Source organism: Streptomyces sp. 2A115, from assembly GCF_052245575.1.
Classification (GTDB): Bacteria; Actinomycetota; Actinomycetes; order Streptomycetales; family Streptomycetaceae; genus Streptomyces.
This window is the reverse complement of record NZ_JBQQCG010000014.1, coordinates 158,219-182,631: the sequence shown is the minus strand read 5'-3', so window position 1 is coordinate 182,631 and position 24,413 is coordinate 158,219. Positions and strand designations below refer to the sequence as shown.

The window sequence follows — 24,413 nt, the reverse complement described above, 5'->3', positions numbered from 1 at the left end:
CCCGGAAGCTAAGCCTTACAGCGCCGATGGTACTGCAGGGGGGACCCTGTGGGAGAGTAGGACACCGCCGAACAAATTTTAGAGAAAGCCCCCGCACTTCGGTGCGGGGGCTTTCTTGCGTTTAGGGAGCTCCTCTCGCTCCAATGTGTAAGTGCTCAAAGACGTCCCGCTGCCTTGAGAGCCAGATAGGCGTCCGCCAACGCTGGCGGCAAATCGTTCGGCGTCGCGTCGACGACAGTCACGCCGTGGCGGGTGAGTTGCTCGGCGGTGCGATGCCGTTCTGCCTGGGCCTGGGCCGCGGCAGCAGCCTTGTACACGGCCTCCGTGTTTCCTCGAGCTGTGGACATGCGCTCTATGTGCGGGTCGGATACCGACGCGACGAGGACCGTGTGGCGCTGGGTGAGACGGGAGAGTACGGGGAGCAGGCCCTCTTCGATGGGGGCCGCGTCGAGGGTCGTGAGGAGCACGATCAGTGAGCGGCGTGGGGCCGTGCGGAGTGCGGTGGAGGTGAGGCCGCGGGCGTCCGTCTCGGTGAGCTCCGGTTCGAGGCGTGCCATGGCGTTGACCAGGGATGGAAGGACATCGCCTGCGGATCGGCGCTGCACCAGGGCACGCACTCGGCGATCGTATGCGAGGAGGTCCACGCGGTCGCCGGCTCGGGAGGCGAGGGCCGCCAGGAGTAGAGCCGCGTCCATGGAGGCGTCGAGGCGGGGAATGTCTCCGACGCGGCCTGCCGATGTGCGGCCCGTGTCGAGGATCAGGAGAATGTGACGGTCGCGTTCGGGGCGCCAGGTGCGTACAGCGACCGTGGTCTGGCGGGCGGTGGCGCGCCAGTCGATCGAGCGGGTGTCGTCACCGGGGACGTACTCGCGGAGGCTGTCGAATTCCGTGCCCTCGCCGCGGGTGAGAACGCTGGTGCGGCCGTCGAGTTCGCGCAGGCGGGCCAGCTTGGAAGGCAGGTGCTTGCGGCTGGTGAACGGGGGCAGGACGCGTACCGTCCACGGGACTTTGTGGCTGCCTTGGCGGGCGAAGAGGCCGAGAGGGCCGTACGAGCGAATGGTGATGCGGTCCGCCTGGCGGTCGCCGCGGCGGGTTGGGAGCAGTCGCGTTGTCACGCGTCGGCGTTCGCCTGCGGGGACCGCCAGCTGATGGCGGGAAGCGGCGACTTCCGTGCCGGGCTGCCAACTGCTCGGTGGCCAGGCGTCGCGGATGCGCGCTCGCAGGGGGCGGCTGGTCGGATTGGTGACGGTGAGGGTTACGGCGGCGGCTTCGCCGAGGCGTACGGAAGTGTCGCCAGAGCGGGCCAGGCCGAGACGGCGTACGGGTGCTGCCAGGGCGAAGTCGCAGGCACAGGCGAGGGCCAGGGGGGCGTTCACGGCGAGGATGCCCGTCCAACTGGGTTCCCAGATACCGACGGGGAGCGTGCCGAGGGCCGCCAGGAGGGCGGCGCGTCCGGTGAGGGCCATCAGCGGGGTACGGGGACGTGGGCGAGGATTGCGTTGATGACCGAGTCGGCGGTCACGCCTTCCATTTCTGCCTCCGGGCGGAGTTGGACACGGTGGCGGAGGGTCGGGAGGGCGAGTGCCTTTACGTCGTCGGGGATGACGTAGTCGCGGCCGGTCAGCCAGGCCCAGGCACGTGCTGTGGACAGGAGGGCCGTCGCGCCGCGCGGGGAGACACCGAGCGTGAGGGACGGCGATTCGCGGGTGGCGCGGCAGATGTCCACTACGTAGCCGGTGATTTCGGGGGAGACCGCTGTCTTGGCGACTGCCGCGCGGGCGGCTTCTAGCTCTGCCGGGCCTGCTACGGGGCGCACGCCGGCGGCGCGTAGGTCGCGCGGGTTGAAGCCCTCGGCGTGGCGGGTGAGGACGTTGATCTCGTCTTGGCGGGACGGGAGGGGGATCGTCAGTTTGAGGAGGAAGCGGTCCAGCTGGGCTTCGGGGAGGGGGTACGTGCCCTCGTACTCGACCGGGTTCTGGGTCGCGGCGACCAGGAATGGCTCGGGGAGCGGGCGCGGGGTGCCGTCGACCGTGACCTGACGTTCCTCCATTGCTTCGAGGAGCGACGACTGGGTCTTGGGCGGGGTGCGGTTGATCTCGTCGGCGAGGAGGAGGTTCGTGAAGACCGGGCCGGGCTGGAAGGAGAACTCGGATGTGCGGGAGTCGTAGACGAGGGAGCCCGTGACGTCGCTGGGCATCAGGTCCGGAGTGAACTGGACGCGCTTGGTGTCGAGGTCGAGTGCGGATGCGAGGGTCCGGACGAGCAACGTTTTCGCTACCCCAGGGACTCCTTCTAGTAGGACGTGTCCGCGGCAGAGGAGGGCGACGACGAGGCCGGTGACGGCGGGGTCCTGGCCGACCACGGCTTTGGCGATCTCGGCGCGCAGGGCTTCCAGGGAGGAGCGGGCGGTGCCCGGATCCCCGGCATACCCGGCGTTGTCAGTGGTCGGGTCCATCATGGACGGCGTACCTCTCTTTCGAGGGCGTCGAGTTGGTCGGCGAGAGCGATGAGGGCCGCGTCGTCGCGGGGTGGCGGCCCGAAGAGGAGGGACTGGAGGGGCTGTCCGTCGCGGTGGAGCTGGGCGGACAGGGCGGGGAGCAGGGCTTCGGGCGCGTGCGCCTGGGCGGGGGATAGGCCGGCGAGGGGGGCGAGGCGGGTGCGGGTGGTGGAGCGCAGGGCTGCCGCGGCACGGTCGCGGGCGTTGGACTTGCGGTAGAGGCGGGCACGGCCTTCGACGGTCTCGGAGGCGCGGATCGCGACGGGGAGCCGTTCGGGGACGAGCGGGCCGAGGCGGCGGGCGCGCCAGAGGGCGGCCAGGGCTGCGGCGATGAAGAGCTGCAGCGTGCCCCAGAGCCAGCCAGAGGGGATCAGGTCGAAGAAGCTGCGGTCCCCGGAGTCGGGGGCCGAGTCGTCGGAGAGTGAGGGGAGGTACCAGACCAAGTGGGGGCGGGAACCGAGCAGTTGGAGAGCGAGCGAGGCGTTGCCCTGCTCGTCGAGGCGTTCGTTGTGGAGGATGTCAGGGGCGCCGAGCACGACCGTGTCGCCGTCCCCTTCGGCCGCCGGGATACGCAGCAGGGTGGGCAGACCGTCGCTGAGGTAGCAGGCATCGGCGTCGGGCGTGTCCGTCGTGTAGCGGATGCCGCCCGTGTCGGCGGTGCCCGCTCGCTGGGCCGCAGGCAGGGAGCAGTCGGGTGGGAGCGTGGAGTCGAAGCTGGGGGTGGAGTCGGCATCGATTCCGGGGGCGAGGGTGCCGACGGACGGGGTGCCGGGGGCGACGAGGACGGTGCGGCCGCCGGAATCCGCGAACCCCGAGTGGAGACGGGTCTGCTGACGGTCGGTCAGCAGGTCGGGGTCGGTGATCAGCAGGGTCGTATCGGGTCCGGCCGCGGTGCTCGCCTCGTCCAGGGTGGTGACCACGCGCGTGGACACTCCTTGGTCCGCGAGGAGCTCGGCGACGGCGCGGCTGCCGGAGGGGTCGGCGGAGCGCGGGTCGAGGCTGCCGTGCTGGGCGCTGGAGCGGACCGCGGCGATGGCAACGGCGGCCGCCAGGAGGATCACGAGCGCGAGCACGACACCGCGCGTGCGGGTCCACACCTGGCGGGCGGTGGGGGAGGCCGATGTGGAGAGGAGCGTGGCCTCGGTGGTCATTCGGCGGCCCCTTGGCGGACGCTGTGGGCCGTGCTCTGGGCGCTGCTCGCGAGTACCGGCTTGGTGCGTTCCACGTCGTGGTCGAGTTCCATGAGGCGGTGGTACGTCTCGGAGGTGGCCGTTCGTCCGCCGTATGTCACGTCGTCGAAGTCCCGGGCGGCGGCGCGCAGTCGGTCCGTGTGGGCGGGGAGCGTGCGGCCGGCTTCGGCGGCTGCCTCGTCGGCGGTGCGGCCGGGGCGGGGGTCGAGCAGGGCGCGCTCCTCCAGGGAGCGGACGACGGCGCGCATGCGTTCCTGGACGGCCTGGTTCCAGTGGTCCTGGGCCGCGTGTGCCTCGGCGGCGGCGCGGTGCTCCGCGGCACTGCGCGGCCGGTCGTCGAAGAGCGGGGCTGCCGATGTCGGGCCACGACGAGGGGTGCCGAGGCGCCACCAGAGGGCGCCGATGAGTGCCATGGCTGCCAGCGCGACGATGAGGAGGCCGAGCGCGCCGCCCGGGGTGGCGGACGAGGCGGCGCCGAACAGTTTGTCGACCCAGTCCCAGAAGGCGTTCAAGGCGCGCTGGAGCAGGCTGGGGTCGTTCTCGTGGTACATCCGCTTGGAGAGCTCGCGCCGGGCTGCCTCCCGCGCAGGGTCGCGCGGGATCGTCACCGGTGGCTCGTCGCCGGAGTGCGACAGCGCGAATACCGCCGCGTCGTCGGTGCGTGGCAGCGCCAGCACCGCTGTGAGAACTCCCCCCGCCAGACTCACCGCATCAACTCCCCGGAGTGGAGCCGGGGGCGCCGGAGCCGTAGCCCTGGACACCGGCGGCGCGGGCCAGGTCGAGGTCGAGAGCCTCGCGGCGGATCCGCTGGTCGATGTAGAGGAGCACGGCGACGCCGGCGGTGATCGGGAACGTGAGCACGGCACCGATCACCGAGCCGACGCCGCTGACGATGAGGAATGTCCAGCCGAGGTCGCCCGTACCGCTGTTGAGGAAGCCGCTGACCCCGTCGCCGCTCAGCGCGGCGGCGAGGAAGGTGAACGGGATCACGATGATCGACGCGAGGATGTTCGCGATGATCGTGGCGAGCAACTGGATGCCGAAGACCCGCCACCAGGAGCCGCGGACCAGCTTCGCGGAGCGGCTCAGCGACTTCAGGACGCTCTGTTTCTCCAACATCAGGGCGGGCGAGGCCAGCGAGAAGCGAATCATCAGCCAGAGCACGACGACACCCGCGGCCAAGCCGCCGAGGACGGCGAGCGCGACGCCGCCGTCGCCTCCGCCGGCGAGGGCGACGAGGATGCCGGGCAGGGTGCCCACGGCGACGATCGCGATGGCGATGAGCGGGAGCAGGAAGGTCAGGCCGAAGAGTTTGGCGAGCTGGGGCCGGGCATCGCGCCAGGCCTCGGCAGTGGTCACCGATTTGCCGAGCACCGCGCGGCTGGTCACGGTCGTCAGCAGGGCTGTCGCGATGATGGTGCCGAGCAGGGTGATCAGCAGGACGACGCCGGAACTGAGCAGCGTGTCGCCCAGGGCGCGGCTCAGCTCGCTGACGCTGGCGCTGGGGTCGTTGAGGGTGTCCGTGGTGGCGCTGTCGTCCAGGGCGAAACCCTGGAGCAGGATCACGGCGATCTGGGTGAAGACCGCGACGGTCAGCGAGATGCCGAGGACCGTACGCCAGTGCGTACGCATGGTCGACACCGCGCCGTCGAGGATCTCGCCGACGCCGAGTGGGCGGAGCGGGATCACGCCGGGCTTGGCTGCGGGCGGGGGACCGCCCCAGCCGCCTCCCCAACCCGGGTAGCCGCCGGGGCCGGGACCGTAACCACCGCCGTACCCGCCGGGACCGCCGTACCCGCCGGGACCGCCGTACCCCCCGGGGCCGACGGGAGGCTGGCCGCCCCAGCCAGGGCTGGACGGAGGCGGTGGCGGGGTCTGGGGTGGGCTGCCCTGGGGGCCGCCGGGCGCGGGCCACTGGGCGGGCGGCGGCTGCTCCTTGGACCACTTCGAGCCTGCGCCAGATGGGTCGGGGCTGGGTTGAACCGGCTGGTCCGCGGGGTCTGGGGGGCCGGACTGGTTAGCGCCGGAAGTCTCCGGTTCCTGTCCGTTCTGCCCGTTGGAGGGGGCAGATCCGGGCGATGCCCAGCCCGGAGTGTCTCTCATCGTCGCTCCTTCACGGTGCCCGTCCGCGGTCGCGGCGGCAGGTTGGCAGCCATCGTGCCACGGTGTGCCCGGGAAGTGACCGGCCGCCGTGTGGGCTGCACACCTTCAATTGTCCGCCCGGTAGGCGGCAGACTGGGCAGATGGCTGATCAGTACGCGGAATCCCGCGAGGACAACCGGCCCACCGAGATACCAGCGATCCGGTGGGACGAGCCACCGGAAGGCCCTGTGCTGGTCCTCCTCGACCAGACGCGGCTTCCGGCGGAGGAGGTCGAGCTGGTGTGCACGGACGCGCCGGCGCTGGTGGAGGCGATCCGTACGCTCGCCGTGCGAGGAGCGCCGTTGCTCGGTATCGCGGGGGCCTACGGGGTTGCGCTCGCCGCCGTGCGAGGGTTCGACGTGGACGACGCTGCGGCTTCGCTCGCGAGCGCACGGCCCACCGCGGTGAACCTTTCGCGCGGCGTCCGCAGGGCCCAGGCGGCTCACCGTGCCGTCCTCCGGGGCGGTGGCGACCAGAAGCAGGCCGCCGAGGCAGCGCTCGCCGCGGCTCGGGCGCTCCATGAGGAGGACGCCGAGGCCAGCACGCGTATGGCGGGGTATGGTCTGGCGCTGCTGGACGAACTACTGCCCGGCGGCAACCACCGGATCCTGACGCACTGCAACACGGGGGCGCTGGTGTCCGGAGGTGAAGGCACGGCGTTCGCAGTGGCGCTAGCGGCGCATCGGGCGGGGCGGCTGCGCCGGCTGTGGGTGGACGAGACGCGGCCGTTGCTGCAAGGTGCTCGGCTTACGGCGTACGAGGCGGCGCGCAGCGGGATGGCGTACACGTTGCTCACGGACAGCGCGGCGGGCTCGCTGTTCTCGGCGGGGGAGGTGGATGCGGTACTGATCGGCGCGGATCGGATCGCGGCCGACGGTTCGGTGGCGAACAAGGTGGGGAGCTATCCGCTCGCGGTGCTGGCCAGGTACCACCATGTGCCGTTCATCGTGGTGGCGCCGACGACGACGGTGGATCCGGACACCCCGGACGGAGCAGCAATCGAGGTCGAGCAGCGCGCCGGTCATGAAGTGACGGAGATCACAGCGCCCCAGGTGCCGGTGGCGGGAGCGGAAGCGGGAGGCGGGATACCGGTGGCACCCCTGGGGACCCAGGCGTACAACCCGGCGTTCGACGTAACTCCGCCCGAGCTGGTGACGGCGATCGTCACCGAGGAGGGCGCTGTGTCGCCCGTGACAGCCGAGGCTCTGGCCGAGCTGTGTGACAGGTCACGCCAGGTAACGATTTAGTTAATGGGATGATGTCGTTTATGAAGGGACGAGTCCTTGTCGTCGATGACGACACCGCACTGGCCGAGATGCTCGGCATTGTGTTGCGTGGTGAAGGTTTTGAGCCGTCTTTCGTAGCCGACGGCGACAAGGCGCTGGCCGCTTTCCGTGAGAGCAAGCCCGACCTGGTGCTCCTGGACCTGATGCTTCCCGGCCGGGACGGTATCGAGGTGTGCCGCCTGATCAGGGCGGAGTCCGGGGTGCCGATCGTGATGCTCACAGCGAAGAGCGACACCGTCGATGTCGTGGTCGGCCTCGAGTCGGGTGCAGACGACTACATTGTGAAGCCGTTCAAGCCAAAGGAGCTGGTGGCCAGGATCAGGGCACGGCTGCGGAGGTCGGAGGAGCCGGCGCCCGAGCAGTTGGCGATCGGTGATCTGGTCATCGACGTGGCCGGTCACTCTGTGAAGCGGGACGGTGCGTCGATCGCGCTGACTCCGCTGGAGTTCGACCTGCTGGTGGCGCTGGCCCGTAAGCCGTGGCAGGTGTTCACGCGTGAGGTGCTTCTGGAGCAGGTGTGGGGCTACCGGCACGCGGCGGACACCCGTCTGGTGAACGTCCATGTGCAGCGGCTGCGTTCGAAGGTCGAGAAGGACCCGGAGCGGCCGGAGATCGTGGTGACCGTCCGTGGCGTCGGTTACAAGGCCGGACCGAGCTGACGTGTCCCGGGACAGTGCCGCTTCGGCGCCCGGTCAGCCGGGGCCCGGCGCGGGGCGGCCTGTCGGCCGGAAGACGACGGGCTCCCGCTGGGGAGAGTATGTCGGGGGCGGGCTGCTGCAGGGTGGAGTCCAGGGCAGCCCGGTCCTTCGGCTGTTCATGCGCTGGGTGCGTCGTCCGCTGCTGCCCGTCATGCGGTTGTGGCGGCGCAACATCCAGCTCAAGGTTGTCGTCACGACGCTGCTGATGTCGCTGGGCGTCGTCCTGCTGCTTGGTTTCGTCGTGATCGGGCAGGTGCGCAACGGCCTGCTGGACGCCAAGGTGAAGGCCTCCCAGAGCCAGGCCACGGGCGGGTTCACGGCTGCCAAGCAGGAGGCCGACAGAGCGGCGGACGCGGGCGGGGAGGACAGCTCGGACCCGGACGACAACCCCGTGCAGAACGTCAGCGGATGGATGAGTGACCTCGTGACCTCGCTGTCCAGCGGCGGCCAGGGCGCGTTCAGCGTTGTAACCCTCAGCGCGCCTTCCGCGGACAACGACAACGGGAGCCTCGGGCCGCGGGCGTCGGGCTATGTGAGCTGGAGCCTCAGCGTGCCCGAAGACCTGCGGGAACGGGTCGACGACGGCGCCGCCCAGAGCTACACGCGCATCGTGTACACGAACGGCCAGGACTCCCAGCCGGGGCTGATCATCGGTACGGAGATCAACGATCCCAACGGGGACCCGTACCAGTTGTACTTCCTCTTCCCGCTCACGCAGGAGGAGAAGTCGCTCAGCCTGGTCAAGGGGACCCTCGCGACAGCCGGCCTGTTCGTCGTGGTGCTGCTCGGGGCGATCGCCTGGCTCGTGGTGCGACAGGTCGTCACGCCTGTGCGGATGGCCGCGGGGATCGCGGAGCGGTTGTCCGCCGGACGCCTCCAGGAACGCATGAAGGTCACCGGCGAGGACGACATCGCGCGGCTGGGTGAGGCCTTCAACAAGATGGCGCAGAACCTGCAGCTGAAGATCCAGCAGCTGGAAGACCTGTCGCGGATGCAGCGGCGGTTTGTGTCCGACGTGTCGCATGAGCTGCGTACGCCGCTGACAACCGTCCGGATGGCGGCCGACGTCATCCACGACGCGCGCGTGGACTTCGATCCGATGACCGCCCGGTCGGCCGAGCTGCTCGCCGACCAACTGGACCGTTTCGAGACGCTGCTCGCGGATCTGCTCGAGATCAGCCGGTTCGACGCGGGCGCGGCGGCCCTGGAGGCCGAGCCGATTGATCTGCGGGAGGTGGTCCGCAGGGTCATCAGTGGGGCCGAGCCGCTCGCAGAGCGCAAGGGCACCCATATCCGGGTCGTCGGGGATCAGCAGCCGGTGGTCGCCGAGGCGGACGCCCGGCGGGTGGAGCGGGTGCTGCGCAATCTTGTCGTCAACGCCGTGGAGCACGGCGAGGGCAAGGACGTCGTGGTCAAGCTCGCCGCGGCGGGCGGGGCCGTGGCGGTCGCGGTGCGCGACTACGGTGTGGGGCTCAAGCCCGGGGAGGCGACCCGGGTGTTCAGCCGCTTCTGGCGGGCCGACCCGGCACGCGCGCGTACCACCGGAGGTACGGGGCTCGGGCTGTCCATCGCCCTGGAAGACGCGCGGCTGCACGGCGGCTGGCTGCAGGCGTGGGGTGAGCCGGGAGGCGGATCGCAGTTCCGGCTCACGTTGCCGCGGACCGCGGACGAGCCGCTGCGGGGGTCGCCGATACCCCTGGAGCCCAAGGACTCGCGGCGCAACCGCGGGCTGAACGACGCGGGGCTGCCTCTGGGCGGCACGCAGAAGCTGGCCACCGTGCCCGCACAGCCGACAAGCGAGCGCGCCGTACCGCCGATGCCGCCGCGGGCGCCGGTGGCCCCCAGGCTGGCGGGCGCGGTGGACCCGACGGCACTGCCCGGCAACGGTGCCCGTGTGGTGCCAAGGCCCACGGCGGATTCGCGTGGTCAGGCCACGGCGCCAGGAGACGCGGCGTCCGAGGCCGGCCGGGGTATCGCTGAGGACCCGGATCAGGTGAAGCAGGGGGAGGGATCTCGTGGGCGCTGACCGTGATCGGGTCGGCCGTCGGCGTCCGATGCGCGTGGTGGCGTACGCAGGCTGCGGAGCTGTATTGCTGGCGGGGTGCGCCTCGATGCCGGACAGCGGGGATCTGCGCGGGGTCGAGGCCTCGCAGCGACCGGACGTACAGGTCCGGGTCTTCGCCATACCGCCGCGGGAGAACGCCCTGCCGGTGGAGATTGTGCAGGGCTTCCTGGAGGCGCTGACCAGTGACGATCCGCAGTTCGACACGGCGCGTAAGTACCTGACCGACGACGCGTCGAAGCAGTGGCGCCCGTACCGGTCGACGACGGTGCTCGCGGACGGGCCGAACCTCTTGCCGGAGCACAGCGGCAGCAGAGAGGTGGCCGGCGGCTACGAGTACGCGCTGACCGGCGAAAAGGTCGCCAAGGTGGACTCGCAGTTCGCTTACGAGCCCGCCAAGGGGACGTACAACGAGATGGTGCACCTCACGGAGCAGAAAGAGGCGGACGGCACCAAGCAGTGGCGCATCGACAGGCTGCCGCAGGGCCTGGTGATGGGCATGTCCGACTTCCAGCGCAACTACGAGTCCGTCAACAAGTACTACCTGGCGGCGAATTCGGAGGGCGGAGCGGACGAGCAGCGCGGGGCCGTAGCCGATCCCATCTACGTGCGCGAGCAGGTGGACCCGGTGACCCAGATGGTCCGCTCGCTGCTGAAGGGTCCGACCAACTGGCTCGAGCCGGTGGTCAGGACGAGCTTCCCCACGGGCACTGCGCTGAAGAAGGGCGTCAAGTCGTTGGCGCCCGACGACAAGAACAAGCTGAGGGTGCCGCTGAACGACAAGGCGGACCGCGTCGGGCAGACGGCATGCACCGAGATGGCGGCTCAGATCCTGTTCACCCTCCAGGACCTGACGCCCACAGGCATCGACGAGGTGGAGCTGCTCCGCTCGGACGGCGCGCAGTTGTGCGTACTCACCGGTCAGCGGGCCGACAGCGCGGTGGCGCACGGCCCGGCGAAGCGTGCTGCGTACGAGTACTTCATCGACGGCGAGAAAAAACGGCTCGTGCGGATACCGGTCGGCGGTAGCGAGCAGACGCCCACGCCGGTGCCGGGTGCGCTCGGCGACGGCGACAAGGCGCTGCGGGCGGCCGCGGTCTCGCGGGACGAGGACACCGCGGCCGGAGTGTCGAGCGACGGGCGTTCGCTGTACGTCGGGTCGCTCGCGTCGGGTGCCTCGCTCGGAGAACCGGTGCTGCGCAGCACGGCCACGTCGGAGGACGACGGGCTGACGACGCCCAGCTGGGACGCGAGCGGTGACCTGTGGGTGGCCGACCGCGATCCGAAGAACTCCCGGCTGCTTCTGCTGGAGAAGGGCGCGGGCGAGCCCATCGTGGTCACGACGGCAGGGCTCGAGGGGCGGATCGAGGCGGTGCGGGTGGCCGCGGACGGTGTGCGGGTCGCGTTGATCGTGCGGAACGAAGGCAGGACCTCCCTGCTCATAGGGCGGATCGAGCGGGAGGACGAGTCGAGCGGGCGGGCCGGAGTGCAGATCGATGGGCTGCGGTCCGCGGCGCCGCAGCTGGAAGAGGTCACGGCCATGTCCTGGGCCGGTGACAGCCGCCTGGTCGTCGTCGGGCGCGAGGCCCGCGGTGTCCAGCAGATCCGGTACGTCCAGGTCGACGGCTCCACCCCGGTCGGCCCGGCGCCCTCCGCGCTCACCGGCGTGAAGGAGATCGCCGCCTCCGAGGACGAACGGGCGCCGCTGGTGGCGCACTCGGAGGACGGGATCGTGCGGCTCTCGTCCGGTTCGCAGTGGCAGAAGGTGGTCAAGACCGGGATGGCGCCGGTCTATCCGGGGTGAGTCCTGGCGGCTCCGTCTGCGATGGAGCCGGTCCGTCATCTCGGTCTCGTGGGTTCCTCGTGACTCGGTCTCGTGGGTCCCTCATGTGAGGGGCCATGCCGTGACAGTGCGTTGAGTTGTCCACAGGGAGTTGTCCACAGGGGTGGCCGGACGGCTCGGGCCTTGGCACAGTGGTGGTCATGCGGGGGTGGTGGCAGGACCTCACCGACCTGGTGCTGCCGGCCGAGTGCGGAGGCTGCGGGAGACCTCGCACGGTGCTCTGCCCAGAGTGCCGTGCGGCTCTGATGGGGGCCGTACCGTGCCGGGTGCGACCGGTGCCGGAGCCGCCGGGGCTGCCGGTGGTGCACGCGGCGGCTCCGTACGAGGACGAGGTGCGGGCGGCGCTCCTCGCCCACAAGGAACGGGGTGCGTTGATGCTCGCCGGGCCGCTCGGAGTGGTGCTGGCGGGGACTGTGCGGGCCGGGCTCGGGCCTGGTGGAGCGGGCGGTCCGGAGGCGCCGGTGCTGCTCGTTCCCGTGCCGTCCGCGCGGCGGGCGGTGCGAGCGCGCGGGCATGACCCGGCGCGGCGGATCGCGCTCGCCGCGGCCGGTGAGCTGCGGCGCACCGGGACGCCGACCCGGGTGCTCGGCGTACTGCGGCAGCGGCGTGCTGTTGCCGACCAGTCGGGGCTCAACTCACGGCAGCGGCTGGACAACCTCGCCGGAGCCCTGGAGGTGGCCGCAGGAGGCGTCCGGCTGCTGGCCGGGGGCGGGCGGGTCGTGCTCGTCGACGACCTGATGACGACGGGCGCGTCCTTGGCGGAGGCCGCGCGGGCCCTGCGAGCCGCTTCCTCGGAGGCACGCGGTGCCTACGGCCGAGTAACGCGCAAAGCGGCACGGGAAGGGACGGCACCAGCGACGATGACAGGCATGGGGCGACCGGAAGCGGTCAGGGAAATGGGCGGTACGAACAGCGCCGAAGAGATGATCAGCGCAGCGGTGGTCGCGGCATCTCCCTCGTCTTTCGAAATAAACTGGAACTGACTGGGAAGTTGCGTCGTTGCAGGTAGTGAGAGGTTCAATTCACCTGAATGGAGGTACGTTGCAGTAGAGGGTGACGACATCCGTCCGGGCGAGATATGTTCGGTTGTGAGGGAATGGCGGACGCCGTACCTCTCATATCGGAATGCCATGTCGTGGTTTTCCGCAATCACCCATGACGGTGGGTGGAGATCTTGCCCGCGGGGGAGGAGGAGGTGGAAGTCACCAAGTCCGAGGCCCCGGGACTTGCTGGGGCCTGGTGCAAAAGGGAGATGCTCCGCCATCGATGCGGAGTGATCCGGGAACGGAGTTCTGCGTGGACATCGTCGTCAAGGGCCGCAAGACAGAGGTGCCCGAGCGGTTCCGCAAGCACGTGGCCGAGAAGCTGAAGCTGGAGAAGATCCAGAAGCTCGATGGCAAGGTGATCAGCCTCGACGTCGAGGTGTCCAAGGAGCCGAACCCCCGACAGGCCGACCGCTCAGACCGAGTGGAGATCACACTTCACTCCCGCGGTCCGGTGATCCGTGCGGAGGCGGCGGCAAGTGATCCGTACGCGGCGCTCGACCTGGCGACCGACAAGCTCGAGGCGCGGCTGCGCAAGCAGCACGACAAGCGGCACACGCGCCGCGGCGCCCGCAGGATCTCGGCTTCCGAGGTCGCCGACCATGTCCCGGGGGCGGCAACGCTGAACGGGAACGGCAGCATCGTCCACGAGGAAGAGCCCGTGGCGGTGCCGACAAAGAAGATCGGCTCGCTCGAGGTGAAGGGCGAAGGCCCCCTCGTCGTCCGTGAGAAGACCCACGTCGCGTCCCCGATGACGCTCGACCAGGCGCTCTACGAGATGGAGCTGGTCGGGCACGACTTCTATCTGTTCGTCGACTCCGAGACCAAGGAGCCGAGTGTCGTCTACCGGCGGCACGCGTACGACTACGGCGTCATCCACCTCAGCACGGACCCGATGGTCGCCCAGGCGCAACGGTCCCCGGCAGGCGGGGCGCTCGGCGGCTGACCGTGCCCGGAGAGCGCTGAGCCGGTGCCCCTGGAGTGCCTGTGCGCCCCCAGGGGCACCCGTGTGCGACCCCTTCACGGCCCGCTCTGTCATCTCGTTGTCGTCCGGGCATGAAATCATGGCCGTACCGGCCTCAACCGGTGGGCCGTTGCCTTGGGTTGGCGATGGCACAGGAACACAGGCCACGGCCTTCAGGGGGAGGAACCATGGCGGACAGCTTCGGACCGATGCGTGACGAGGATGCCGACGACGGCGTCGTCGGCATGGGACCGGACGCGGGCTCGTCACGCAAGGAACCGATCAGGGTCCTTGTTGTGGACGACCACGCCCTCTTCCGTCGCGGCCTGGAGATCGTGCTCGCCGCCGAGGAGGACATCCAGGTCGTCGGCGAGGCGGGCGACGGCGCCGAGGCGGTCGACAAGGCCGCCGATCTACTGCCCGACATCGTGCTGATGGATGTACGGATGCCGAAGCGCGGCGGGATCGAGGCGTGCACCTCGATCAAGGAGGTCGCCCCGAGCGCGAAGATCATCATGCTGACGATCAGCGACGAGGAGGCCGACCTCTACGACGCGATCAAGGCGGGGGCGACCGGTTATCTCCTCAAGGAGATCTCCACGGACGAGGTGGCCACGGCCATTCGCGCGGTCGCGGACGGCCAGTCGCAGATCAGCCCCTCGATGGCGTCGAAGCTGCTCACCGAGTTCAAGTCGATGATCCAGCGCACGGATGAGCGTCGGCTGGTGCCGGCGCCGCGGCTCACGGAACGTGAGCTGGAGGTTCTCAAGCTCGTCGCCACGGGGATGAACAACCGGGATATCGCCAAGGAGTTGTTCATCTCCGAGAACACCGTGAAGAACCATGTGCGCAACATCCTGGAGAAGCTGCAGCTGCACTCCAGGATGGAGGCCGTGGTGTATGCCATGCGGGAGAAGATCCTCGAGATTCGCTGACCACCGCTCCACGATGACCACCGCTCCACGATGCGCTCCGCGGGAGGAGCGGTTGTGGCTGCGGGTCGCTTGTGGCTGGTCGCGCAGTTCCCCGCGCCCCTATTGGGGCTCGGCCCACCTTGCGTCCGGTTACACGAGTGCGCGGGCCAGCTCCGCCGTAAGAGCGTCTCGCAGTTCCGGGGCGTCCACACGCTCCACCCGTACGTCCGTGCAGTCGACCCAGCTCGCTGCCTCTACCAGGGCCTGGGCCACCGCAGGAACGGCCTTGGGGCCGTTCAGGGTGACCTGCCTGGCCACCAGGGTGTTGCCCTCGCGGGCGGGGTCCACGCGGCCGACCAGGTGGCCGCCGGACAGGACCGGCATCGCGAAATAGCCGTACACCCGCTTCGGCTTGGGGACGTAGGCCTCCAGACGATGGGTGAAGCCGAAGATGCGCTCCGTGCGCGCCCGCTCCCAGATCAGTGAGTCGAACGGCGACAGCAGCGTCGTACGGTGGCGGCCGCGTGGTGCCGTCTCCAGGGCCGCCGGATCTGCCCAGGCGGGCTTGGACCAGCCATCCACGGTCACCGGGACCAGGCCCGAGTCAGCTATCACCGCCTCCACCTGGTCGCCCTTGAGGCGGTGATAGTCGGCGATGTCCGCGCGTGTGCCGACGCCCAGGGACTGGCCCGCGAGCCGGACGAGGCGGCGCAGGCACTCCGTGTCGTCCAGCTCGTCGTGGAGCAGGGCGTCCGGGATCGCGCGCTCGGCGAGGTCGTACACCCGCTTCCAGCCGCGGCGCTCCGTGCACACCACCTCGCCGTACATCAACGCGCGCTCGACGGCGACCTTCGTGCCCGACCAGTCCCACCACTCGCTGGTCTTCTTCGCGCCGCCCAAGTCGGTGGCCGTGAGCGGGCCTTCGGCCTTCAGTTGCTTGATGACCTGGTCGTACGTCCCGTCGGGCAGCTGGTGGTTCCAGTGCGGCCGGGCGCGGTAGGCGCGGCGGCGGAAGGCGAAGTGCGGCCACTCCTCGATGGGGAGGATGCAGGCGGCGTGGGACCAGTACTCGAAGGCATGGGGTTGTGCCGGAGCACCCACGGACGCTGCCGTCCAGTACGCGCGGTCCACCGTCTTGCGGCCGACGGCGCCGAGACGGGCGTACGGAATGAGCTCGTGGGAGCGGGCGAGGACCGAGATCGTGTCGAGTTGGACCGCGCCCAGGTGTCGCAGCACGCCCCGGACGCCGCCCTTGCGGTCGGGGGCGCCCAGGAATCCCTGTGCGCGCAGCGCGATGCGACGGGCCTCGTCGGCGGAGAGTTCGGCGGTGGGGCGCGGCAGACTCGTCATGGCCCGCACGATAGGGGGTGCCACTGACAATCGGTCCTGACCTGCGCGATCACGCCCCGTGAGCGGGGAGGTAGGGCGCTGTCGACGGCAGCCCGAGGTCCGACGGGAGCAGGGAGCCGACCCAGCAGTCGCGGCGTACGCCCTTGTTGTTGATGCCGGAACGCAGCGTGCCCTCGATGGTGAAACCGGCGCGTTCGGCCACCGCGCGGGAGCCCACGTTGCCCACTTCGGCACGCCACTCGACGCGGTCGATCGCGAGCTGGGTGAACGCCCAGTGGGAGGCGGCGAGCGTGGCCTCGGTGATGTAGCCGTTCCCGCGGTGTTCCTTCGTCGCCCAGAAGCCGACCTCGCCGACGCCCAGGGAGCGCATCGTGATGCCGAGCATGCCGGCGAGTTCGCCGCCGACCGGCAGGAAGACACCGAACGTGAACATGGAGCTGTCCGCCCAGCCGTCGGGCACCATCTGCTCGGTGAAGCCCGCCGCGTGCTCGCGCAGATAGGGCGACGGGATCGTGGTCCAACGCTGGATGTCCGGGTCCTGGGCGGCGTCGTACACGGCGTCGGTGTCGTGCGCTCCCACAGTGCGCAGCAGGAGTCGTTCGGAGGTCAGCGTGACGGGGTCCATCGGCCGATTCTGCTCGGGCTTCGGTAAGGAAGCCATCACTTTCGCGCTGGGTGAGGCGGTGGTTACGTTTCGTAGCGCAGGTGCGGCACCTTCCGCAACCTCCGTCCGTTGTCCTAGTGGCTGTCCCATGCAGACCTCCCGGCGCAGGCGGGTCCTCGCTTACGATGGCCGTTGCTCAAGCTGTCATTTGAAACCGACCGTCCCAGGCCCGACCGGCAAGGAGACAAACCCCCGTGTCCGTCCTCTCGAAGATCATGCGTGCAGGCGAAGGAAAGATCCTGCGCAAGCTGCACCGCATCGCGGACCAGGTCAACTCCATCGAAGAGGACTTCGTTGACCTCTCCGACGCCGAGCTGCGAGCCCTGACCGATGAGTACAAGCAGCGGTACGCCGACGGCGAGAGCCTCGACGACCTGCTCCCCGAGGCGTTCGCGACCGTCCGCGAGGCCGCCAAGCGCACGCTGGGCCAGCGCCACTACGACGTGCAGATGATGGGCGGCGCAGCGCTGCACCTCGGCTATGTCGCCGAGATGAAGACCGGTGAGGGCAAGACCCTGGTCGGCACGCTGCCCGCGTATCTGAACGCCCTCTCCGGAGACGGCGTCCACCTCATCACGGTCAACGACTACCTGGCCGAGCGCGACTCCGAGATGATGGGTCGCGTCCACAAGTTCCTGGGCCTGAGCGTCGGCTGCATCCTCGCCAACATGACGCCGGCTCAGCGCCGCGAGCAGTACGCGTGCGACATCACGTACGGCACGAACAACGAGTTCGGCTTCGACTACCTGCGCGACAACATGGCGTGGTCGCAGGACGAGCTGGTGCAGCGCGGCCACAACTACGCGATCGTCGACGAGGTCGACTCGATCCTCGTGGACGAGGCCCGTACGCCGCTGATCATCTCCGGCCCGGCCGACCAGGCCACCAAGTGGTACGGCGACTTCGCGAAGCTCGTCACGCGCCTGAAGAAGGGCGAGGCGGGCAACACCCTCAAGGGCATCGAGGAGACCGGCGACTACGAGGTCGACGAGAAGAAGCGCACGGTCGCCATCCACGAGCCCGGTGTCGCCAAGGTCGAGGACTGGCTGGGCATCGACAACCTCTACGAGTCGGTGAACACGCCTCTGGTGGGCTACCTGAACAACGCCATCAAGGCAAAAGAGCTCTTCAAGAAGGACAAGGACTACGTCGTCATCGACGGCGAAGTCATGATCGTCGACGAGCACACCGGCCGTATCCTCGCCGGCCGCCGCTACAACGAGGGCATGCACCAGGCGATCGAGGCGAAGGAAGGGGTGGACATCAAGGACGAGAACCAGACGCTCGCCACGATCACCCTGCAGAACTTCTTCCGCCTCTACTCCAAGCTCTCCGGCATGACCGGTACGGCGATGACCGAGGCCGCCGAGTTCCACCAGATCTACAAGCTCGGTGTCGTCCCGATCCCGACCAACATGCCCATGGTCCGTAAGGACCAGTCGGACCTGATCTACCGCACAGAGGTCGCCAAGTTCGACGCGGTGGTCGACGACATCGCCGAGAAGCACGAGAAGGGCCAGCCGATCCTCGTCGGCACGACGTCCGTCGAGAAGTCCGAGTACCTCTCGCAGCAGCTGAGCAAGCGGGGCATTCAGCACGAAGTGCTGAACGCGAAGCAGCACGACCGCGAGGCGACGATCGTCGCCCAGGCCGGCCGCAAGGGCGCCGTGACGGTCGCGACGAACATGGCCGGCCGTGGTACGGACATCAAGCTCGGCGGCAACCCCGACGACCTCGCCGAGGCGGAGCTGCGCCAGCGCGGCCTCGATCCCGAGGAGCACATCGAGGAGTGGGCCGCGGCGCTGCCGGCCGCCCTGGAGCGGGCCGAGAAGGCGGTGAAGACGGAGTTCGAGGAGGTCAAGGAACTCGGCGGGCTCTACGTCCTCGGCACCGAGCGGCACGAGTCGCGGCGTATCGACAACCAGCTGCGCGGTCGCTCCGGCCGTCAGGGCGACCCGGGCGAGTCCCGCTTCTACCTGTCCCTGGGTGACGACCTGATGAGGCTCTTCAAGGCCCAGATGGTCGAGCGCGTCATGTCGATGGCGAACGTTCCCGACGACGTGCCGATCGAGAACAAGATGGTCACCCGTGCCATCGCGTCCGCCCAGTCGCAGGTCGAGACGCAGAACTTCGAGACCCGGAAGAACGTCCTCAAGTACGACGAGGTCCTCAACCGGCAGCGCGAGGTCATCTACGGCGAACGCCGCCGCGTCCTGGAGGGCGAGGACCTGCAGGAGCAGATCCAGCACTTCATGGACGACACGATCGACGCGTACATCGACGCGGAGACCGCCGAGGGCTTCGCCGAGGAGTGGGACCTGGACCGGCTGTGGGGCGCCTTCAAGCAGCTCTACCCGGTGAAGGTCACCGTCGAGGAGTTGGAGGAGACCGCGGGCGACCGCGCGGGTCTCACCGCGGAGTTCATCTCGGAGTCCATCAAGGACGACGTCCACGACCAGTACGCGGCGCGCGAGGAGCAGCTCGGCTCCGAGATCATGCGTGAGCTGGAGCGTCGGGTCGTGCTGTCGGTCCTCGACCGCAAGTGGCGCGAGCACCTCTACGAGATGGACTACCTCCAGGAGGGCATCGGCCTGCGCGCGATGGCCCAGAAGGACCCGTTGGTCGAGTACCAGCGTGAGGGCTTCGACATGTTCAACGCCATGATGGACGGCATCAAGGAGGAGTCCGTCGGCTACCTGTTCAACCTGGAGGTCCAGGTCGAGCAGCAGGTCGAGGAGGTCCCTGTCGAGGACGCGAAGCCGTCGCTCGACAAGCAGGACGCGGTTCCGGCGGGCGCGTCGCGTCCGGAGATCCGGGCCAAGGGCCTCGACGCTCCGCAGCGGCCGGACCGGCTGCACTTCTCCGCGCCGACCGTGGACGGTGAGGGCGGCATCGTCGAGGGCGACTTCGCCAGCGACGAGGAGCCGGTGCGCTCCGAGTCCGACGGCCTCACGCGCGCGGAGCGCCGTAAGCAGCAGAAGGGCGGCCGTCGCCGCAAGAAGTGACGGTTCGCTCCGCTGGGTTGAGCAGGTTGAGCGGGTCCGAGTGAGGGCGAGTTGTGAAGGGCCGGGCACCTTGGGGTGCCCGGCCCTTTGTGTTGTCGGGGGCATGGGGTTCAGCTGCGGGTGGGTGGGGGGCTGGTCGCGCGGTTCCCCACGCCCCTCAGGGGCGCCTCGGTGGTGGGGAGTACGGATCAGTCGTCGTCGGTGCGTGGCATGCGGGCGCCGCCCAGTTCCACCGCCGTGCAGCGCCAACGGAGGTCCGTGCCCCTTTCCAGGCGGAAGGCCATGGCGCGGAGCTGATCGCCCGCGCCGATGCGGGCGAAGGCCTCGATGGCGCCTTGTCGGGGGACGTAGTAGCCGATGTCGCGGACGACCGGACGAGTGCCGCGGGCGCGGAGGGGGCCGCGTTCGGCGAGCCAGGCCAGCTCGTCGTACGCACGGCCCGCTGTGTGCCGGAGCATGCAGTGGACGGGACGCTGACCGCTCAGGACGGCGAGGAGACGGTCGGCGAAGACGTCGGTGGGACGGGGCTGGGGTCGCGAGGGCTGCGGGAGTGTCCTGAGAGGGCTCTCAGCGAGGGCTGTGGGCTGAGGGGGCTGATGGTGGGCAGTGCGGGGCGTGACTCCGGACGCGGCCGCCGAGAGGGTCAGGGGCGGCGGGCTACCGCCAGGCGAGGTTCGGGCAGCCCCGCCTGGCACGGTTCGTGAAGAGCCGCCGCGCGGCACGGTTCGTGAAGAGCCGCCGCCCGCCGCCCTACGTGAGGGGCCGCTGCCAGGAGCCGGTGCCGTCGGCGGGCGGCCGCCACGCGGGGCCGTACGGGGCGCGCTCGCGTTCCGTACTGTGCCGGGCGCGCCGCCGCGGGTTGTGCCGGCCGGGTTGCTGCGCGGAGCCGTGCCGGGTGCGGCTCCGCCGTGGGTCGTGACGGGTGCGGTCGTGACGGGTGCCGTCCCGCCCGCTGTGGTGTCGGTTGTGGATGTGGTGGTGCCGCGTGGCGTGCTGGGCGCGGTTCCTCCCGGTGTCGTACGTGGAGTGGTTCCGCCGGGGCGGCGGGTGTCGTGGCGGGCAGGTGGGCGGGTGCCTGGGGTGCGGTTCATCCTGGTCATCACTTTGTTCACGGCGGGCCCCGTTCGGTCGGACCGGCTGATACCGGTCAGTAACTTTCCGTTGGGGATCTTGTACGAGGCCGGGGCGGGCGGCGGCAAGGACGCTTGGCGCGTGTCGGGGCGGCCGGAATGTTCACCTATCAGGGTGACGGGGGAGTGTGCGGGGCTTGGCGGGGCTGGGGTGTACCGGGTGACCTGCGGGGTCGGTGGTGGACGCCTTCGGAGGGGGCGCCCCGGACCCGAAAGGGGACACCGCACGTATCCTGAAGACCGTCCCGGGAGGCGCGGAACCGGCGCCCCCTCGGAGCCCTCCGACTACGAAAGTGGCCAGCCATGCGCGTCTACGTCCCCCTGACCCTCTCCGGTCTCGCCGAGGCGTACAAGACGGGCGAGCTGGGGTCGGGGCCCTTTGTCGCGTACGCCGTCACGCCCGCCCTGCGTGAGTGGTACCTGTCCGACGACATCGAGGAGCTGGAGTACGCGGCGCTGAACCGCGCCGCGCTCGCCTCCCTGCGGCTGATCGCGCTCGACCCCGGGGTGTCGCGGCGGCGGGTCGTCGTCGCCGTCGACGTTCCGGACAAGGCCGCCGTCGCCGATCCCGACCGGGGCCTCGATCCCTCCGCGCTCGGGGAGGTACGGGTCGGCGGAGCCGTGGCACTGGCCAGAGCCGCGGCCGTGCATGTCGACTCGGGCGATGCCGAGGCGGACGTCTCCGCGGCGGCGGACGCGCTGGGGGCGGCGGACGCGGGTGACGACGACGCGCAGTTCGTTGTGGACGGCGCCGAGGACCACGAGCTGCTGTGGTTCGCCACGCAGGAGATTCCGAACCTGGTGGGGCTCGGCGACTGACCCGTCACCTGCTGATCTGGTCACCGGCTCACCCGCGTACCCCTCACCCGCGTACCCGCTCACCGGCATCGGTGGGGCTCGACGGCCGTGCCGCATCGCTGGTGAGACGTGAGTCGAGACTTCGCTGCAGCGTTGTCAGTGCGGGCGGGTACTTTTTTGGTATGGGGAAGCTCGGAGCGGCACACATCGTCTGGGACTGGAACGGGACCCTGTTCCACGACAACGCGGCAATCATCGGGGCGACGAACGCGGCATTCGCCGAGCTGGGGATCGAGCCGATCACGCTGGAGAGATACCGGGAGTTGTACTGCGTACCCGTACCGCGGTTCTACGAGCGGCTGATCGGGCGGCTGCCGACGGACGAGGAGTGGGAGGTCATGGACGCGACCTTCCACAGGTACTACGTGGAGCACCGGGTGGGGTGCGAACTCACGGACGGGGTGCCGGGGCTGCTCACCGAGTGGGGGTCGGCCGGTCGCAGTCAATCGATTCTGAGCATGTACGGGCATGACGAGCTCGTCCCTTTGGTACGGGGATTCGGGATCGAGTCGCACTTCGTACGCGTCGACGGGCGGACCGGGCCGTCCGGGGGCAGCAAGGCCGAGCACATGGTGCGGCATGTGGGGGCACTGGCGGGGGTGGAGCCCGCTCGTACGGTGGTGATCGGGGACGCGGCGGACGACGCGATCGCGGCTCGGCGGGTAGGGGCGCAGGCCGTGCTCTACACCGGGGGGTCGCACAGCCGGGCCAGCCTTGAGGAGGTCGGGGTGCCGGTGGTGGACAGCCTGGAGGAGGCGGTGGAGGAGGCTGAGCGGTTGGCGGCGTGAGGCACTTCTCTGATCTTTGTTGTGGCTGGTAGCTGGTAGCGGGAGGTTGGGGGCTGGGGCTGGGGCTGGTAGCTGCGAGCTGTGGGAGCTCGTGACGTGCGGTGACCCTCTTGGGGCGGTGTGAAGGAACGTGAGGCAGGCCGGGCAGCCGTCAGCCAGGCAGCCATCAGCCGGGCAGCTGTCAGCCGGGTAGATCGGCTGAGTGGAGGGGTGCCCCGCTCGGCGGCGGCCTTGGCGCGCGTCCCTTCGGCCGCGTCCCCTTTGGCTAGGTCGTCGGCCTTGTGACTTCCTTCGTTGGGCCGGCCCTTGCGCAGCCGCTTTGGTCGGGCCGGCCCTTGGGGCTCACTCAGGTCACCGGGGCCTTCGCTCGCAGCACCGTGAGGAACTCGCGCATCCAGGCTGAGTGGTCCGGCCAGGCGCGTGACGACACCAGCATGCCGTCGACCACGGCCTCGGCATCCTGGAAGGTCGCGCCGGCGGCCTGCATGTCGAGTTCCAGGGCCGGGTAGGCCGTGACGCGGCGGCCGCGGAGGCTGTCTGTCGCCGCGGTCAGGAGAGGGCCGTGGCAGATCTGGGCGATGGGCTTGTCCGTGTCGAAGAAGGCCTTCAGGATCTTGCGGAGTTCGGCGTCGTTGCGGAGGTACTCCGGGGCTCGGCCGCCGGGGATCACGAGGGCGGCGTACTGGCCCGGGTCGACCTCCGAGAAGGCCAGGTCGGCGGGCCAGGTGTAGCCGGGCTTCTCGGTGTAGGTGTCGAAGCCGGGTTCGAAGTCGTGGACGACGAAACGGAGTTTCTTGCGGGTGGGGGCCGCGATGTGGACTTCGTAGCCCTCTTCGCGCAGGCGCTGGTACGGGTACAGGACCTCCAGTGACTCCGCGGCGTCTCCGGTCACGATCAGAATTTTGACAGCCATGCCGCTCAGCTCCCCTCGCGGTAACTCCGTCTCGCCCAACGTGCCTCCCCTGCGGGGCTTTGCCAAGGGGCTGGGCGGTGGGGTTTCCGGGGTGTGTTGGTTGGTTGAACGGGGGAGGGGTGGGCCGGCGCTCGTCCCTGGGCTGGGGCCGGCCGGTGTGTTTGCAAGGGTGCTTTCTTTCATGGTCGCCGAGTGGGGTGGGCTGCGCCCGGTGGGAACGGTGTGCGGGGCTTGGGGCGAGGGTTTCCTTTCCCCAACCCCGCCCCTTCCCGAAACGGGGGGCTCCGCCCCTGGCCCCCGGCCCTGGAGGGTGGCTCGGGGTGGTGTGTTTGCTGCGGGTGGGTGGGGGCTGGTCGCGCAGTTCCCCGCGCCCCTGAAAGTGGGTGTCTCAGGTTGGTTCGTACAGTGCGGGCCGTTAGTGGCCGGTCGCGCAGTTCCCCGCGCCCCTGAAAGCGTCTCAGGTCGGTTCGTAAAGTGCCGGTCGTCGTGGGCTGGGTGCGCAGTTCCCCGCGCCCCTGAAGGGGCCTCGGCCCCCACTCGTCCGCACTCGGCCTTCGGCGTGAGGGGACGTGGCGGGATGTCCGAGCGCCGCGCTTCCCGGTTGACCCGACTACCTCAGAGTGGCGCTCGGATGTCCCGGCACGTCCCCGCCCCACATCCAACCCAGGGGCGCGGGGAACTGCGCGACAAGCCCCCACAAACCCGCACTCAAAAAACCACCCAACCACCCAATCGCCGGAAGCACCTGTGCAAACTGTCAAAAACTCACCCGTGCTTTTGTACACATGCGGCTCATGACGGCGCCCCCGTCCAGAGCGATAGCCTTGTCCCGTGATCAGCGCGATATGTCGCGGGGGCGGTTACGCCCCTGCCCTGCGCCCGGACCGCACGGACGACATCCGTGACCGGGCAGTCGCTGGTCTCCGCGAGCGGGCGAGCGCAAGTGCAACCACAACCGCATCTGCAGCCCCAGCCCTAGCCCTAGCCCCACCACCAACCCCAACCCCAACCCCAGTCCCAACCGCGTGCGCATGCGCATGCGCACGCGCACGGACGAGCGCACCGA

At 69.7% G+C, this 24,413-nt stretch carries 19 protein-coding genes and 1 rRNA gene; 11 read left to right on the top strand and 9 right to left on the bottom strand.

Going from position 1 to position 24,413, the window contains the following annotated elements; genetic code table 11:
* Nucleotides 1–73, top strand: a 5S ribosomal RNA gene (gene rrf, locus ACTWQR_RS15405); the annotation flags it as partial.
* An 82-nt stretch (nucleotides 74–155) separates the two neighbouring features.
* On the opposite strand, the gene ACTWQR_RS15400 is transcribed toward rrf, so the two are convergent.
* From ACTWQR_RS15400 to ACTWQR_RS15380, 5 genes are read right to left on the bottom strand one after another with little or no spacing between them, the layout of a single operon-like run.
* Complete coding sequence (locus ACTWQR_RS15400) at nucleotides 156–1,466, bottom strand: DUF58 domain-containing protein (protein WP_443227593.1); 1,311 nt, start codon at nucleotides 1,464–1,466, stop codon at nucleotides 156–158.
* On the bottom strand, nucleotides 1,466–2,455 hold the full coding sequence (locus ACTWQR_RS15395) for an AAA family ATPase (RefSeq protein ID WP_443227608.1): 990 nt from the start codon (nucleotides 2,453–2,455) through the stop codon (nucleotides 1,466–1,468). Before ACTWQR_RS15395 ends, ACTWQR_RS15400 begins: the two co-directional genes overlap by 1 nt.
* Nucleotides 2,455–3,648 carry a DUF4350 domain-containing protein gene (locus ACTWQR_RS15390; RefSeq protein ID WP_443227592.1) on the bottom strand — a complete coding sequence of 398 codons (1,194 nt, stop codon included), beginning with the start codon at nucleotides 3,646–3,648 and terminating at the stop codon, nucleotides 2,455–2,457. Before ACTWQR_RS15390 ends, ACTWQR_RS15395 begins: the two co-directional genes overlap by 1 nt.
* A complete protein-coding gene (locus ACTWQR_RS15385; RefSeq protein WP_443227591.1) occupies nucleotides 3,645–4,394 on the bottom strand; it encodes a DUF4129 domain-containing protein in 750 nt (249 codons plus the stop codon). The genes ACTWQR_RS15390 and ACTWQR_RS15385 overlap by 4 nt, the downstream gene beginning before the upstream one ends.
* A 4-nt stretch (nucleotides 4,395–4,398) precedes the next feature.
* On the bottom strand, nucleotides 4,399–5,790 hold the full coding sequence (locus ACTWQR_RS15380; protein WP_443227590.1) for a DUF7544 domain-containing protein: 1,392 nt from the start codon (nucleotides 5,788–5,790) through the stop codon (nucleotides 4,399–4,401).
* A gap of 140 nt (nucleotides 5,791–5,930) precedes the next feature.
* On the opposite strand from ACTWQR_RS15380, the gene mtnA reads away from it, so the two are divergent.
* From mtnA to ACTWQR_RS15345, 7 genes are all read left to right on the top strand, one after another.
* Nucleotides 5,931–7,076 (top strand): S-methyl-5-thioribose-1-phosphate isomerase, encoded by a 1,146-nt coding sequence (gene mtnA, locus ACTWQR_RS15375; RefSeq protein ID WP_443227589.1) that lies wholly within the window; start codon nucleotides 5,931–5,933, stop codon nucleotides 7,074–7,076.
* Nucleotides 7,077–7,084: 8 nt separating this feature from the next.
* Nucleotides 7,085–7,774 carry a two-component system response regulator MtrA gene (gene mtrA, locus ACTWQR_RS15370; protein WP_188114266.1) on the top strand — a complete coding sequence of 230 codons (690 nt, stop codon included), beginning with the start codon at nucleotides 7,085–7,087 and terminating at the stop codon, nucleotides 7,772–7,774.
* Between the two features lies 1 nt (nucleotide 7,775).
* Nucleotides 7,776–9,839, top strand: coding sequence for an MtrAB system histidine kinase MtrB (gene mtrB / locus ACTWQR_RS15365; protein WP_443227588.1), 2,064 nt, complete (start codon nucleotides 7,776–7,778; stop codon nucleotides 9,837–9,839).
* On the top strand, nucleotides 9,829–11,679 hold the full coding sequence (locus ACTWQR_RS15360; RefSeq protein ID WP_443227587.1) for an LpqB family beta-propeller domain-containing protein: 1,851 nt from the start codon (nucleotides 9,829–9,831) through the stop codon (nucleotides 11,677–11,679). The genes mtrB and ACTWQR_RS15360 overlap by 11 nt, the downstream gene beginning before the upstream one ends.
* Nucleotides 11,680–11,858: 179 nt before the next feature.
* On the top strand, nucleotides 11,859–12,701 hold the full coding sequence (locus ACTWQR_RS15355) for a ComF family protein (RefSeq protein ID WP_443227586.1): 843 nt from the start codon (nucleotides 11,859–11,861) through the stop codon (nucleotides 12,699–12,701).
* A 313-nt stretch (nucleotides 12,702–13,014) separates the two neighbouring features.
* Nucleotides 13,015–13,707, top strand: coding sequence for a ribosome hibernation-promoting factor, HPF/YfiA family (gene hpf, locus ACTWQR_RS15350; protein ID WP_443227585.1), 693 nt, complete (start codon nucleotides 13,015–13,017; stop codon nucleotides 13,705–13,707).
* 206 nt (nucleotides 13,708–13,913) lie between these two features.
* On the top strand, nucleotides 13,914–14,660 hold the full coding sequence (locus ACTWQR_RS15345) for a response regulator transcription factor (protein ID WP_328495985.1): 747 nt from the start codon (nucleotides 13,914–13,916) through the stop codon (nucleotides 14,658–14,660).
* A 129-nt stretch (nucleotides 14,661–14,789) separates the two neighbouring features.
* Here the strand turns inward: ACTWQR_RS15345 and ACTWQR_RS15340 are convergent, their stop codons facing one another.
* Complete coding sequence (locus ACTWQR_RS15340) at nucleotides 14,790–15,989, bottom strand: winged helix-turn-helix domain-containing protein (RefSeq protein WP_443227584.1); 1,200 nt, start codon at nucleotides 15,987–15,989, stop codon at nucleotides 14,790–14,792.
* 49 nt (nucleotides 15,990–16,038) lie between these two features.
* Entirely contained in the window at nucleotides 16,039–16,614 is a 576-nt protein-coding gene (locus ACTWQR_RS15335; RefSeq protein ID WP_443227583.1) for a GNAT family N-acetyltransferase, read from the bottom strand.
* Nucleotides 16,615–16,847: 233 nt separating this feature from the next.
* On the opposite strand from ACTWQR_RS15335, the gene secA reads away from it, so the two are divergent.
* Nucleotides 16,848–19,658, top strand: a complete 2,811-nt coding sequence (gene secA, locus ACTWQR_RS15330) for a preprotein translocase subunit SecA (RefSeq protein ID WP_443227582.1) — start codon at nucleotides 16,848–16,850, stop codon at nucleotides 19,656–19,658.
* Nucleotides 19,659–19,846: 188 nt separating this feature from the next.
* On the opposite strand, the gene ACTWQR_RS15325 is transcribed toward secA, so the two are convergent.
* Entirely contained in the window at nucleotides 19,847–20,749 is a 903-nt protein-coding gene (locus tag ACTWQR_RS15325; protein WP_443227581.1) for an Rv3235 family protein, read from the bottom strand.
* A gap of 342 nt (nucleotides 20,750–21,091) precedes the next feature.
* Between ACTWQR_RS15325 and ACTWQR_RS15320 the strand changes: the two genes are divergently transcribed.
* The gene (locus tag ACTWQR_RS15320; RefSeq protein ID WP_443227580.1) at nucleotides 21,092–21,607 is read left to right on the top strand and encodes a DUF6912 family protein; all 516 of its coding nucleotides are present in this window, start codon (nucleotides 21,092–21,094) and stop codon (nucleotides 21,605–21,607) included.
* Between the two features lie 161 nt (nucleotides 21,608–21,768).
* Nucleotides 21,769–22,434 carry an HAD family hydrolase gene (locus tag ACTWQR_RS15315; RefSeq protein ID WP_443227579.1) on the top strand — a complete coding sequence of 222 codons (666 nt, stop codon included), beginning with the start codon at nucleotides 21,769–21,771 and terminating at the stop codon, nucleotides 22,432–22,434.
* Nucleotides 22,435–22,780: 346 nt separating this feature from the next.
* Here the strand turns inward: ACTWQR_RS15315 and ACTWQR_RS15310 are convergent, their stop codons facing one another.
* The gene (locus ACTWQR_RS15310; RefSeq protein WP_443227578.1) at nucleotides 22,781–23,347 is read right to left on the bottom strand and encodes a DJ-1/PfpI family protein; all 567 of its coding nucleotides are present in this window, start codon (nucleotides 23,345–23,347) and stop codon (nucleotides 22,781–22,783) included.
* Nucleotides 23,348–24,413 lie beyond the last annotated feature (1,066 nt).